Annotated in this window: 15 protein-coding genes; all 15 read right to left on the bottom strand. The window is 41.7% G+C overall.

Annotation, left to right across the window (positions count from 1 at the left end; genetic code table 11):
- Complete coding sequence (locus BC8716_RS15580; RefSeq protein ID WP_094427136.1) at nucleotides 1-4,683, bottom strand: phage tail tape measure protein; 4,683 nt, start codon at nucleotides 4,681-4,683, stop codon at nucleotides 1-3.
- Between the two features lie 17 nt (nucleotides 4,684-4,700).
- Complete coding sequence (locus BC8716_RS15575; protein WP_094427134.1) at nucleotides 4,701-4,931, bottom strand: hypothetical protein; 231 nt, start codon at nucleotides 4,929-4,931, stop codon at nucleotides 4,701-4,703.
- Between the two features lie 14 nt (nucleotides 4,932-4,945).
- Nucleotides 4,946-5,296 carry a phage tail assembly chaperone G gene (gpG, locus tag BC8716_RS15570; RefSeq protein WP_094427131.1) on the bottom strand — a complete coding sequence of 117 codons (351 nt, stop codon included), beginning with the start codon at nucleotides 5,294-5,296 and terminating at the stop codon, nucleotides 4,946-4,948.
- A 140-nt stretch (nucleotides 5,297-5,436) separates the two neighbouring features.
- Nucleotides 5,437-6,048: a major tail protein gene (locus BC8716_RS15565; RefSeq protein ID WP_157730465.1), complete on the bottom strand. Its 612-nt coding sequence runs from the start codon at nucleotides 6,046-6,048 to the stop codon at nucleotides 5,437-5,439.
- A gap of 12 nt (nucleotides 6,049-6,060) precedes the next feature.
- Nucleotides 6,061-6,420 carry a DUF3168 domain-containing protein gene (locus BC8716_RS15560; RefSeq protein ID WP_094427125.1) on the bottom strand — a complete coding sequence of 120 codons (360 nt, stop codon included), beginning with the start codon at nucleotides 6,418-6,420 and terminating at the stop codon, nucleotides 6,061-6,063.
- On the bottom strand, nucleotides 6,417-6,821 hold the full coding sequence (locus BC8716_RS15555; protein WP_094427123.1) for an HK97-gp10 family putative phage morphogenesis protein: 405 nt from the start codon (nucleotides 6,819-6,821) through the stop codon (nucleotides 6,417-6,419). The genes BC8716_RS15560 and BC8716_RS15555 overlap by 4 nt, the downstream gene beginning before the upstream one ends.
- A 4-nt stretch (nucleotides 6,822-6,825) precedes the next feature.
- The gene (locus BC8716_RS15550) at nucleotides 6,826-7,179 is read right to left on the bottom strand and encodes a head-tail adaptor protein (protein ID WP_169715955.1); all 354 of its coding nucleotides are present in this window, start codon (nucleotides 7,177-7,179) and stop codon (nucleotides 6,826-6,828) included.
- Nucleotides 7,157-7,453: a head-tail connector protein gene (locus BC8716_RS15545; RefSeq protein ID WP_094427120.1), complete on the bottom strand. Its 297-nt coding sequence runs from the start codon at nucleotides 7,451-7,453 to the stop codon at nucleotides 7,157-7,159. The genes BC8716_RS15550 and BC8716_RS15545 overlap by 23 nt, the downstream gene beginning before the upstream one ends.
- Nucleotides 7,446-7,931: an Ig-like domain-containing protein gene (locus tag BC8716_RS15540; protein ID WP_157730463.1), complete on the bottom strand. Its 486-nt coding sequence runs from the start codon at nucleotides 7,929-7,931 to the stop codon at nucleotides 7,446-7,448. Before BC8716_RS15540 ends, BC8716_RS15545 begins: the two co-directional genes overlap by 8 nt.
- A gap of 84 nt (nucleotides 7,932-8,015) precedes the next feature.
- The gene (locus BC8716_RS15535; RefSeq protein WP_094427116.1) at nucleotides 8,016-9,263 is read right to left on the bottom strand and encodes a phage major capsid protein; all 1,248 of its coding nucleotides are present in this window, start codon (nucleotides 9,261-9,263) and stop codon (nucleotides 8,016-8,018) included.
- Nucleotides 9,264-9,303: 40 nt separating this feature from the next.
- A complete protein-coding gene (locus BC8716_RS15530) occupies nucleotides 9,304-9,936 on the bottom strand; it encodes an HK97 family phage prohead protease (protein ID WP_094427114.1) in 633 nt (210 codons plus the stop codon).
- Nucleotides 9,893-11,182, bottom strand: coding sequence for a phage portal protein (locus BC8716_RS15525; protein WP_094427112.1), 1,290 nt, complete (start codon nucleotides 11,180-11,182; stop codon nucleotides 9,893-9,895). The genes BC8716_RS15530 and BC8716_RS15525 overlap by 44 nt, the downstream gene beginning before the upstream one ends.
- Nucleotides 11,183-11,187: 5 nt before the next feature.
- Complete coding sequence (locus tag BC8716_RS15520; protein WP_094427109.1) at nucleotides 11,188-11,388, bottom strand: hypothetical protein; 201 nt, start codon at nucleotides 11,386-11,388, stop codon at nucleotides 11,188-11,190.
- A 9-nt stretch (nucleotides 11,389-11,397) separates the two neighbouring features.
- On the bottom strand, nucleotides 11,398-13,092 hold the full coding sequence (locus BC8716_RS15515; RefSeq protein ID WP_094427107.1) for a terminase large subunit: 1,695 nt from the start codon (nucleotides 13,090-13,092) through the stop codon (nucleotides 11,398-11,400).
- Nucleotides 13,089-13,565, bottom strand: a complete 477-nt coding sequence (locus tag BC8716_RS15510) for a phage terminase small subunit P27 family (RefSeq protein WP_011246179.1) — start codon at nucleotides 13,563-13,565, stop codon at nucleotides 13,089-13,091. The genes BC8716_RS15515 and BC8716_RS15510 overlap by 4 nt, the downstream gene beginning before the upstream one ends.
- Nucleotides 13,566-13,831 lie beyond the last annotated feature (266 nt).

Genomic DNA, 13,831 nt, shown 5'->3' with positions numbered 1-13,831 from the left:
TCACACCTCCCACACAGCATCAACGTAAGATCGAGAGCCTAATTTACGATCAATATTTTTATAGATTGTTTCTTCACCTAGTTTGACTACTAAATTAATGACTGGTGACACTTCCACATCTTTTAAATTTTGCATAAGCGAGTCGAGACGATTAGTTATTGCATCAAAGTTAAGACTTAATCCACCACTATATGTTCGAGTATCGCCAGGTTCTACGCTATCCACAGACGGGACAGTATTAAATACGCCAAGTTTCTCGCCTAGTTCGGCGAACAATGACAACGATTGCTCGTTAGCTTGAGAAGGAATAACATACTCTTCATGGTTCCTTTCAGACAACCAGGCTAGTTGTCGATTTCTACTAACACCGCCATCAGCATAACCAACGTATCTTCCTCCTGCCCTCATAGACTTTATGCCTGGTACATTGTTGATGCCGCCGTAACGAGTTTGAATATAGCGGATCGACGCTACTGCGTTATGAACAGGATTATAAATGTCACCCATACCAGGCAGCTTAAATGCATTAAATGTCGGCCCGATGGTTTGCATCAGACCTTTAGACGGGATACCTCGTCTTGCGTTTATATCCCACTTGTTGATAGCTCGCGGATTGCCCCCTGATTCTTTTTGCGCAATCAGAGATAATCCATTAAGCCAATCCTTACCAGATACCCCCGCAATTTTCATGGCTGCTGCAATCCACTTTGTTACATTACCGCCGACACTAACACCGCCAATGCCACCGCTCAGCTCTCCAGCTACCGTTTTAGGGTTGACGGCCGTGCCATTTTTACGTACTTCAAAGTGTACGTGTGGACCAGTACTATTTCCCGTACTACCGACAAGCCCAATCGTTTGCCCGACCGATACATTTTGTCCGCGTTTGACAGTGTTTTTGCTGTTGTGTCCGTAGAGTAAATCATAAATACCAGTGCTGATTTTAACCAAGTTACCGTATCCACCTAGCCAGCCTGCAAAGCTAACCCGTCCTGTGGATTGCGACGGTATGCTTGTGCCAATTGGTGCAGCAAAGTCGATACCTTTATGGTTTGAGCTACCGATTCCCCCAGGGCTTTTACGTGGGCCAAAACCAGATGTCATCACAAATGGCGGCTTCGGAAAGTTCGGAAAACCTCCCCCTCCAAAATCGAAAGTAGGAATCAAATCTGTGAAAAATTTGATAGCTCCCTCTTTAACTTTGTCAAAGGTACCTTTTGCAATGTCCATGTACATACCTTTTTTATTGCTGATCCAGTCCGGCTGGAAAGCGCCAACGACTTTATCAAATAACGCCTTTGGCCCTTGTAACAATGAGTCCCACCAGCTCAGATCGTCCTCACCCACTCCCGTTTCATAGGCTGGAAGCATAAAGCCCGATTTGTTACCAAATCCGTAGCGGTTGAGTAATGACTTTGTGTGATGGGCAGGCAAGACGGATGATCCCTTGTGTAAGAATACTTGTTCAGGACCGTTGTTATTGGAAACGAACGTTCCCACTTTCGGATCATGGACAAGTTCTGGTCCTTTTTCCGAGATAGTCGCCCAGCCATCTTCTGGATGTCCAATTGGGCTTGTACCTGTTGCATATGGTGTCGGCCCTAAGTCTGGCATTCGCTCTGTACTTTTTGTTTTAGATGGAGATTTTGAGCCTTCCCATTTTGGGATTTTCGGGATTCCGAAAAAGTCTAATACTTTGTTAATATTGCCAGTAACGTAATTGACAAAATCTCTTAGATCATTTACAAAATTGTCCCAAGTAGACAGTACTTCGCCTGTTTCCCAGTTGACCTGATCTATATGTCCTTTTGCTTGTTTCTGCGCTTCTCTTACAACTCCTATATGTGCATCTTCTGCAGCAGTAATCTCTTCATCTCTTCTTCGCTTTGCTTCTGCAATAATTTGATCAGCTTCCTCGCGAGATAACAAACCGGTTTCCTCAACTTGCTTATTTGCCCAATTGATTACTTCTGTTGCTCTTTCATCAGCAGCTTTTATAGCTCCTTCCTTTGCTTCTAAAGATTTCTTAACTGTGTCTGCAGCTTGTTCTGCATTTATTTCACTAGATAAGTGTTTCAAATGGGTCATAATCGCTTGCTGTTCTTCGCTTCCTTGCGCGACAGCTCTAACATTCGCTTCCATCATGGAATCTTTAATTCGGTTGATCTCAGCCCGTTCCGCATCAGTTATAGAGCGATTTTCGTCAGCAGCGGTTTGAACTATATCATTTATGCGCCCTTCCATTTCTTCCGTGTGGGAAACTCGCGCATTGTAATGATCTTCATACCGTTTTTGGATTTCAGCTTGATGTTCGGCTGTAATGACTTCGGATTGACCTAAAAACTTCTCCAAATCTTCTTGGGACTTGGTGTAGTTTTTGTTCAATTCGTCTTTAATCATCGTTCCCATTTCGGAAAACTTACCTGTTAGGTTAGATGCCATTTCATCGGTGACTTCTTGAGATCCCCAGGAAAGCTTATTGATTTCAATCATAGCTTCATCAGACAACGCTTTAAAGGCGTCTAACTGTTTGGCAGTAGACTCGCTGATCTTTTCGCCATTGTCCATGACAATATCTCCGAAAGAATCAAAGGTCGGCATCACCTTATCTTTATAATGCTCGTAAACCTCATAGCCCGCTATGCCTAGTCCCGTGATCGCGGCAACGCCAATACCGATTGGCCCTCCAAGTGCTGCAGCTCGACTACCAAACGTACCTACTCCCCTTGCGAGAGTGCCGATACCTTTACTAGCCGTTGATGCGTTTTTGCCAAATCCTATTAGCTTGCCACCGCCTTTTACAGCTTTAGAACCAAGATCAAAGATGCCTTTGCCAAGCTTACCAATTTCAGGGGCAAATAATAATGCTGTTCCTAGCCCCTGTTGGCTGTCATCACCAAACGCGAGCATGCCAAGACCAGCTAGAGATGCAATACCACCGATTTTGCCAAGCGCTCCACCAAAACGACCAACATTTTTTGTACCAGCAACGACTTGAGTACCTGCAAGCTGTGCGGATGCACCAAATTTCGTCGTTTGGGATTGAGCTACTTTTGCACCTGTTGTGTATCTGCCAAACGCCCCAACTGCTTTAGCTAATCCGCCGGAAAGATAGGATACTGATCTTAATGTCGTTGAAAGAACGATTGCAGCCGGACCTAATACAGCAGCAATACCAGCAGCGGTGAGGATGTATTTTTGTGTGTCTTTATCAAGGCTACCAAACCAACGCACAAGTTCGGTTGCCTTATCAGTTAAGGTAATGAAATGTGGTATCATGTGTTCGGAAAATTGGATTGCCAATCCCTCGGCAGCAGACTTCAATTCGACAAAGGAACCATATGCATTGTCCAACATGGTATCTGCCATATTTTGTGCAGCGCCTTCTGAGTTTTCTAGCTGCTCAGTTGTGTTGGCCAACTCCTCAGAACCCTCTTCGAGTAGTATCGCCCAATGTTTAAAGGCTTGGTTACCAAACAGCGTAGTGATAACATTCGCTTGCTGCTCGTCTGTCATACCCTTAGTCGCTTTTTCGATCTCGCCGACTAGATCTGGCAGAGGTTTCATGACACCTTCAGAATCAAACATCTGTATATTTAATTCTTCCATTAAGTCGCGCATTTGTCTGGTTGGTTTAGACAAACGCTGCAACGATGTCGACCAAGCTTGCCCAGCTTTACCGCCTTGGATACCCGCATCACCAAAGCTCATTAGGGCTGCTGTTGTTTCTTCTACTGACCAACCAAAAACATTTGCGGTTGGGGCTGCATATTCCATCGCTTCCCCTAGCATTTCGATGTCAGTATTTGAGTTGGACGCTGCCTCGGCAAGTACATCCGATACTCTGCCAGCTTCATTCGCATTGATCGCGAACGCCTGCATGATGTTTGACGTAATATCAGCAGTCCGGCCAAGTTCCATCTGCCCCGCTGCCGCAAGGTTAAGCAAGCCTGGCATAGCGTCATAAATGTCAGCAACTTCCCATCCTGCCATAGCCAAAAAGGCTTGTGCTTCAGCAGCTTGTGACGCACTAAAGACAGTGCTTTCACCTAACTCCTTTGCTTGGGCTTCCATTTTCGCCATCTCTTCAGCCGAAGCGCCAGAAAGAGCTTGTACTTTCGACATGGACTTTTCAAATTCCATACCAGTTTTAAGGACAGCCGTACCAATACCTACAATAGGCAGAGTCAGCCCCATTGTCATCTTTCTGCCTGCATTGCCAAAACCGTCAGCCAGCCTGCCTGTGGATTGCGAAAAGCCCGTTAGACCGCTTTCCATTCTGCCCCAAGCGGATTCTTGGAAAGCAATTTCTTTTGTTAAGTCTTGTAGTTGGCTTTCCATTTTGGCGTATTCAGCTAAGGCATTATTATAGTGCCTGGAAGCATCAATAGCAGCCTTAGATTCAGCGCCCTTCTCAGCTACCAAACGTTGATAGTTGCCTTCTAAGTCTTTAACCTTCTGCCCTTGCAGCTCATAAATCTTATTTAATCCTTCTTGTTTTTTACGCAAGCCTTCTGTTGATCTTCCAAAGCCGCCCATTTGCGCGCCAGTTGCACGCATTTCAGAGCGAGCGGCCGACAAGCGACTGTTTAGGTTACTTACTCCGCTATCCACAGCAGAGGCGTCCCAGCCGACACGCAGGACCGTTGCATCTGATGCACTGCCAAAAGCACTACCAAACATAGGTTTACCTCCTTTCCTCAGATGTTAAATACCTCATCAATCGTTGCATTCGGAACTGGCTCCCCGTCAGGAGTTGTTTCAATCTCATTTTGTTCTCGTTCACGTTTTTTTCTATGTGCTCGTAACTCGAAATACAAGTTCACGTCTGTTTTCTCAAGTTGATAAATTGGAATGCCTTTCGACTCTTCCAATAGATAAAAATCAAGAAATTTTTCATAACGATAAACAGCACGCTCGTGCTTCGTCATTTTTTTTAATTTTTCTATTTCTGCTTGTTCTCTTGGGCTTGTTGCTCCAGCATCTTTCCCAGGCGTCTTTCCTGTTCTTCTAGTACATCCCTCGGTGTTTGACCAAGGACATTAACTGCAATCAAGTCATATAGGGCATCCTGCGCGCCTATTGCGTTAAACCCAGCTTTAAATTCTTCAACTGTAAATTGGTTACCAAATACCTCTACGATAAATGCAGCTTGTTTATCAAATAGCTTAATTGGGTCAGCATTTTTTTGAGTCGCATATTTATCAAGTTCTAATGCCTTTCTGCGCATTTCAAAAGGCACGAAAGAGTTTACAAATGTCTTATCTTTACCGTCGATACGTAGCGTAATTTCCATGTCCGATCACCTCTAAAAATTTTATAAGTCCAAATTAAAAGGGCTGGCGTTATGCCAACCCTCGAATGCTTTATGTCCCCTATGACCACCGAAGATCGACAGACGTCTCACTAGCTTCAGCCGTCAATGATTGGGGCGGATCAGGGAGTTGTATCTTCGTCACTCTCAGTAGCAGCACCGTAAACATTTTTGAAGTAGTTTTCAATCGTCTCTTCAGGCGCTTTTGCTGTATTTAACACATGTTTGAAAAGTCCGTCTGAATCACGGTCAATAAATGTACCTTCTAGCGTATTTCCTTGTGGAGTGATTGAATCCTCTTGTGTATTGTGCTCTCTGTTAATGTTGTTAAACTTGCCTTTTAATAGCCACATATACGCAAACGTACCATCAGCTTTTTTAGATTTATATCCCACAGCAACAAAAGGTGATCGGCGATCCTTGTGGTATTCCGTCCCGCCATCTTCGTATTTAGCTCCCAATAGATCAGCAAGTACTTCATCATCAATACCAGCTGTCGTAAATGACACAGTATAAGCACCATTTGAATCAAAGACATCCAGGATACCATCATCAGCATATTCCGTTGAGCTTGAAGAGTTAGGGTTAATGGATGCCGTTTTGGCTGGGGCTAAACTTTTGACAGGTCCATATACAGGGAGACTCCCTTTTACGTCTTCTAATAGTTTTGCGTAAACAAGGTCTCTCAATCCAATATAAGATTTTGAACCTTGAGTTGTTTTATTTCCGCTCATTTGTATCATCCTTTACAGTTTAGTTAGTGTTTCATAGCGCAGAATCATGCGTACTTCATTTTTCTTGTCATTAAACTCTGGATAGGCGCTAATTCGTTTAAAGTTCATCGATTTCATCACTCTGTCGACGTGCGGAAGAAGCGGATCAGGGTCTTTGTCCCATACATCCACTTGAATGGTGATCGTTGAGTCAGTCGCCTTGTCGTCGGCGTATTGGGTGTCGATGTTGTTGATGCTGGCGACGCGGATAAACGGCCAGTCTTCTTCAAAAGCGACAGGCACCACGTAACGAAAAACCTTGCTGCCCACAGACTGGCGCAACTCCGAATCGTTTTGCAGTGCCAATTGAACAGTACGATCTATAATTTTCATAGCCAGCCCATCACTTTCTTTTGCAATTCTTGCAACATAGCAATTTGAATTTGACCTTTCGTACGTTGGGCTGTTCTCAAAACAAAATCATTCGGCGGCATAAACTTTGTTCCATTAATTAGGAAATGAGCACGCCACCTCGTACCGCCTTTTCCAGCAGATGGGCCAACCTCAACCATCTTTACACCATCTACATTTTTTACCCTGCTTACTTGAATATCATCAACCATGTGCTTGTAATCTGCAGCACTGATATTCGAACGTGGGACTTCCTGTTTCATGACTGGCAAAGCAACTTCCGCACCTGCTTTAATAGCTGCATTTTCAGCGCGATTAACGTTCCGCCCTAATTCTTCTACTTGTTTCAAAAGAGCATCCCAATTCAAAACTTCAAACTCCATGAGATCACTCCTTTATACACTTTAAAGTCATGTATTTGTTGTCATTTGGTCGATAATCAATGTCATCAACCTTATAAAGCAACTCTTGCCCAAACACCTTTTGTTTGACTCGCATACCGGTTTCAATCGCCATTGTCTTTTTATTTTGCCTGATGGTCATTTCAGTATAGCCTTCTCGTGTTTGAACGTCGTTCTCACTGATTTCCTTTAGCTGCTTCACCTGAATAAACGCCATTGCCTTTGTATATGGAAACCAATCTTTTACCCACATGCCATTTTCATTAAAGTCGCCCTTATAAACTTCAATTTCTATTCGCTTGTTAAAGTGGCCAGCATTAATCATCCTGGGAGTCTTCAATTTCATCACTCCCATACTTAATTAATGTGAGCATGTTAGCAAGGCTAAAAGATAAATCTTTATGCTTGTCAAGCGTGTAAGTATCTCGGTTTTCATAGTTATGAGCCACGTACAAAGAAAGGCATAACTTATGCAGATCATTCTGCTCGTTAAATGCCTTTCCTGTGGATTGCTTAATAAAGATTTTGCCCGCTTCGATCATACTTTCAATTAGCTGATCTTCTTCAGTCCAATCTTCTTCTATTCGCAAATATTGCTTGACTTCCTTAAGCATCGTCTTCCGGTTCCTCTGGTTCCGGTTCTGGCTCAGGCGGCGGTGGTGGAGCTTTTACAGTGACTGTGCAAACATCACTTTGCTCACCAGCGCGAGCAGTAATTGTCGCCGTTCCAGCTTTTACTCCTGTCACTGTACGCACCTCGCCTGAAGTGCTAACGGTCGCAATATCCCGGTCAGATGTTGTATAGCGCACCGTCTTATCAGTTGCATTGGAAGGCTCAACTGTTGCCGTTAGCGTTTTAGTTGCTCCTTCTTCGAGTGTCATTGTCTTCTGTGACAGAGTGACACTTGTCACTTCGATTGGTTTAGTTGTCACTTCAATCGGCTCAGATAGCTCAGACTCACCAGCTTCATTTTCAGCACTTACTTGGTATTCGTATGTTGTATCAGGTTCAAGCCCTGTATCGGTGTATGTCTTTTCCTTAAGATCAGACGCTACCTTTTCACCGTCGCGATAAACATTATAAGTAACCATACATAATCTCCTTTCTTCCCCTATGACCATTCCAGCGTGACAGACGTACTATCAGCGCTGGAGGAAGTCAATGTTTGGGGAGGGTTAGGGTGTAACTTCCTCGCCTTCTGCTACTTTTAATCCTTCTACAATAACAACACCTTCTGGATCAACAATGCGGCCGTCAAAACGTTCGATTCCGCGGAAGTATGTTTGATCAGTCAAGAAAGCGTCTGCTCCAACGTCTGTGGATTTAATCTCAAAGCGTTTCCGGTCAAACATACGATAGCAGCGCTTAATGTCACCAAACAGAATTTGCGTTGTTTTTGTTTCATCATCCGTTACAATTTCATCGTAAACATGGACAGGGCGACCGAAAAGGTTAAAGGCATCTTCGTTACGTGGATCAGCCGCAAGAATACCACGACCGTTCTTGTCCTCAATGTTTGCTAACGTCTCAAACGCCTCTGTGTTCATAACCCATACAGCGTTGCGGCGGTAGCCTTGAACAATAGAGTTTTTTACACGACGCAAGAATTTAATAGTAATTTCATCAGGAGCAGTAATCCGCTTAAACACATCATTTGTCAGCAAGCCCTCAACATTTTCGTCGCCTTTCCCGTAAAAGATTTCATCGTTTTCAGTTGTCAAAGCTGATTCAGACAACCAATCAATGATTTCTCGCGTGAAGTTTAAAAAAGAATCATCAAGAAGTTCGCTTGAAATTGGCAAGAAGCCAGCAAACTTTTTAATATTCCATGTGATTTGGTCAAATTCCATGTTCTTTAGTTCTTTGATTTGCTCTTTTTCAGCCGTGTTATAAAGCTTTTGAGCAACACCTTTGCGAACAGTATAGTTACCGTAAGAAGTATTCTTAGGAACGACCGTTACAAGATTTCGCACAGTGTTCATTTCATGGATAGATTTTAAAATCTCACGTGAAATATCTTCTGGAACTGTATATCCACCATCTTTATCAGAACCAGCAGACAACTGGCGATTTTCCTTGATGACTTTTTGCAACATACCACGTTCTTCCTGGGATAAATCATCTTCCTTACCAGTTAAGACCTTGAACCAAGCTTGTCGATATTCTTTTGTAGCGATGAATTCACGCTGCTCCTCTTTATCTTCTTGTGGTTTACGCTCTTTTTCAGGAACAAAATCACGTTCCTCGGTGTCAGGGGCATCAAGTTCCCGCGCCTCAATCAATAGATCAATTTGATTCTTAATCCCTTTCGCTTCATCCATTAACGACCGAGCTTCTTCATTCTTACCTTCTTCGATTGCTTTTTCAGTAGCCTCACGTTTTGTTTTTAACAATTGGCGTAATTCACGTTCTTTTTTAGTCATTTTCTTTTCCCCTCTCGATTTTTGGACATAAAAAATAGACCTATAGATTTAACAGGTCTAATTCTAGTTTCATTTTTTCAAGTTCTGCTTTTGGCTTCTTTCTGGCTTCCCACAGCTCTTCTGCTTTCTTCTTACTACGAGCGCCGACCACGGCTTCTGTATCTGAATATGCAGGAGTGGTGACAATTGATATGTCATGCAAGCGATGAATTTTATTGATGCGTCTTTCATAAATGTCTTCTTTTTCGTTATAACGCCATTCGTCTACATTCTCGTCAGAGAAATCCAACTCAAAAGAAAAGGAACACTGATTAATAATTCCAGCGCGAATATTTTCAACTAAATCTTTTGAGTAAGAAGTGGATGTTGGTTTAAATCTGAATTTAAGTCCAATGTTATCAACCTCTAATTCAAGCTTTCCAGTATCACCAGATGCCGTATTTCTTGCCAGTGGATAGCTCTCATTATGATTAAAACAAGCGATAACATTAGACATGTCCGTTTCATCAAGAGAACCTCTTGACAAAATTTCTTTGAAATACCAAAGGCGCTCTGACCACTTTTCGAATTTCAGAGCATAGCCTTCTACATATTCGCCTTTTTCTTCTTCACCTTCTAATGATCTAACTTCAATTTTCGTTGTTAGCTGGCGTATTTCCTGATTCTTGTCCATTTACACCACCTCCTTTCAATGCTCCAGCTTTGGCAAGTTGGTATTCTTCTAAAATATCCAGGAAAGTGTAATTCAGAGAAATTACATGCCTATCACCGTTAGGTATCGCGTTCATCTCTTCAAATGCTCGGATTTCATCGGTATTTAGTCCTGAAATGCGATGCATGATTTCATAATACTCAGCCCGACTTTTGGCATCTCCACGAAGTTCTGAATTAACGTTGAACTTTAGATAGTAATTCAGATCATCAAATTCGTGGTCAGTAAAAAGTTTTGCTGCCAATTCTTGTTCAAAAGCGACTATCCAAGGTTGTAGTGTGTTTTTCACATATTCAATAGCTTGATGCTCAATATTATTAAAAGTAGCACGGTCAAGCTCGTTTACTTTATGAAGCGGTATTTTATATAGAGCTGCAATTTGGGCCTTGTTGTATTTCATACTTTCAACAAATTGAGCGTCTTGAAGCGGCATTGAAATCGACTGGTATTCAAGCCCAGCGTCTATAATTGCAATATTTTCACCCTTGTTTACCCGCTTCCATTCTTTCCGTGCGGCTGTTTTAGCGTCCTCTTCTAATAACTGCGGTACTTTTAAAATACCGCGTGGAGTAGCATCATTTTTATAAAGTCTTGAATTGTACTTTGTAGCTGCCGCTTGTGCCCCTACATGTTCCCTGACTACAGCGATTGGAGATTTCCCAATTATGCCATCCTCACTTAAACCCTTAAAATGTAAAACCTCATCTGCGTATAATTCGATACATTCATTATTAATCACCGTTTCATACCATAGCATGCCAGTATCGGGGTTTATATAGGGAGAAGTGCTTGCAGGATTTAAAGGTAAGATTTCTATAACTTTCCCGTCCTTGTCAGATTTAATTGCAGAATACCCATTTCCCCAGGTACCAAGATGAACCATCATTAACTTTTTCCATGTGAATGAGGTCATGTACTTGTTTGGACGTATATATAAAAGTTTAGATACAGGATGGTCAGAAACAGGATGTATAGCACCATTTTTTCTTTGAAATGTATGAATAGGCAGTTTCGCAACATCATCTGAAAGCACATTAACACATGTAAATATGTCTGGATGGACAAGAGCCGTTGTTTCGCTTACTTTTTCGCCACTAGCAGTATCCTTTGAACCAAACATATCAAAAACCCAATCAGGTACACTTTTAGGCGACCAGCTTCCCACAGGATTATCAGACCGTTTCTCAAATAAACGTTCCATTAACATCTAATTCACCCCCTCTGTTTTGATAACAAGAACGAATAAAACATAAAAAATACACCCGTCAATATAAGACCGATGTTTGTACTATATCTATAAGTTGCTACCAATATAAAAACTGCTCCAATAATAAATAAGAAATCATTTAACGCTAGCAAAAACATCGCTAAAAGCTTCTTAAACCATGCTTTTTCACCTTTCTCTTTGCTCATAAGCTCCCCCTAAAAGCTAAATCCTTTTGAAAGAAAAAGCTTGTTATAGTCTATTGATTCCTCGCAATACATGGCACGAGAAAACGCATCGATCACAGCAGCAATCGGATCAATGCGCTCTGTGGACTTGCTTTTGCTCAATTTTATTCTGTCGTCGCTGTTGCTGACGGTGACGGCGTTGCCGATTGCCCATGTAAGCAGGCCGTTGCCATTATGGATGATCTCACCTTTTAACACTTTCTCTCTAAATTCTGTGAGTGGTTCATGCTGAGTTGCAATGTTCTGTTTTACCTCAACCATTGTATAGCCTTTCTCCGTCATTTCCTGGGAAAAATAAGACGCTTCATGTGGGTCATAGCATACTTCCAGTACTTCCCATTCATATTGTCTAATTAGCATTTCCACATGATCTAAAATGTAACTAAAATCTGTTACAGCCCCTTCTGTTTGAGTGAGTAATCCTTGTCTTAGCCATTTCTTAAATGGCGCCCTATCCGTTTTAATCCTTTCCTCAAGTGACTCCGAAGGACAGAACGAATGAGAATCAACATAGAATCTCTCATTTTCTAATGGAATAACGATCCCAAGTGAACACAAGTCATGTTTCGTGGCTAAATCAAGACCAAGATATACTTTTCTACCTTTCAAGTCTATTTTCTCTGTGGAAAGGCAGTTGTTCCATTTGGCAGTATCAAGATACCCGCTCTCTTGTGCGCTTACCCAGATATTCATTCGCTTCGTCAAATACGAAGTCATTGAATCATCTGCGTCTTTAGCTTTTTTAGCACGTTTTCTAATAGCTTCTATACCTTCAGGGTAAGTTGCTGCTATAGGATTAGCCTTAACCCATAGACTCTCGTCAAATGGATCGTCCCCTTCATCCAATTCGCAAATTAAAACAAAGTAATTTTCATTCTCCACAGGGTTGTGTGGGTCAATAATCTTTGAACAATAATCATATTCAGCCTTACATGGTGAGTTTAGGTTCCTTCCCGCTGTAGTTATAATAACTGACAGTGGATTTATTCTTGCCCCCATACCTTCTTCTAAAGACTCCATAATTTCACTAGTAAGATGGGTATGATATTCATCCAAAATAGCCAGGGATGGATTTGTTCCTTCTCCAAACTGTCTTGCTTCTCGACTCAAAGCCCTTATGATTGAGCCTGATTTAATATGTTGTATGCGATTATAAGAAGTCTTATATTTTCCCTTAAAAGAAGGAACTCTCTCAAGCTGCTTTAAAATTTCCTGATAAACAATATCAGACTGTTCTTTCATCCAACCTGAAATATATACTTCTTCCACCTGATCGGATAAGAACGCGACGTAGGAACTTATAATAGCAAGTAATTGAGATTTTGCATTTTTCCTTGCTAGTTGAATGTAAACACTGGAAATCTTACGATAATCATTGTCTTTACGTTTAAAACAAAAGATATTAGCTGCAATAAACAGTTGGAAATCAGTAAGCTCTATTCGTTGTCCAGCCAGCACGCCTTTTGTGTGTCTGAACAAAGAAGCCCATTCGTTAAATTCTTCAAGTTCGTTGTTATCAAAATAAAAATAGCAGTCCTCATCATAAATGGACCGCTCTAAATCCTTTAAAAAGCGTTCAACTGCTTGTTTGTGTTTTTTACAAGCAATGATTTTACCTTCTGAAACATCTATAGAGTATTGATAAACCCGTTCTAAAAGTGTCATATACGACCACTGAATGACCCACCATCATCCTGTTCGACTTCCTTTGTAACGATATTCATTGCGATTTTCGCCCTATCCGAAGGAGACAGACCGAATTGGCTTGCTACCTTCATAGCTTGGTCAAAAACATGTTTTTTCTTAGTAAGAAGTTGATTTGCATTCCCTTCTCCATCTAAATAACCTTTTTGCCTGATAAGTTTGCTGATATTTATATAATCATCCATAGCATCGCAAAAGAAGCCGAGTAAATGGGTATCGACATTCGCTAAAAGTTGTGTATACTTAAATTCATCAAGCAGTTGTTTGAAAATTTCTTTTCCTCGATCACTTAACCAATCAGGAACCACAACATTATCTGACTTAAAGGAAACTTGTTCTTCCCCTTTTTTTCTCTGTTCAATTTCTTTCTTTGTTTTTCGGCTTTTGTTGCCGCCTACCAGGTGCAAATCGATTGGCTTTGCATTTCTACCCATAAAATCACTCCTTTCCAGCTAAAATGGAAATTATTCACATACAGAAAAATATAATAAAACGAATTTTGTACGAAAAAGGCGGGCCGAGCGGTGCTGGGATTGGATTTTCTAAGGATTTTGAGGTGGGGGTATTTCCATTTGTTTTCCATTTCCTCTTCCCAAATCGTTTCCGCTTTTTTCTTTTCCGCTTTCTTTTTCGTGTCCTAGTGGTTGTTTCTTTTTTTGCCCCGTCTGTGTGGCTGTTGTTGCCGTTGTGGCTGTCCACA

It is taken from the genome of Shouchella clausii (assembly GCF_002250115.1).
GTDB lineage: Bacteria > Bacillota > Bacilli > Bacillales > Bacillaceae_D > Shouchella > Shouchella clausii.
This window is presented reverse-complemented; position numbering and strand designations above follow the sequence as displayed.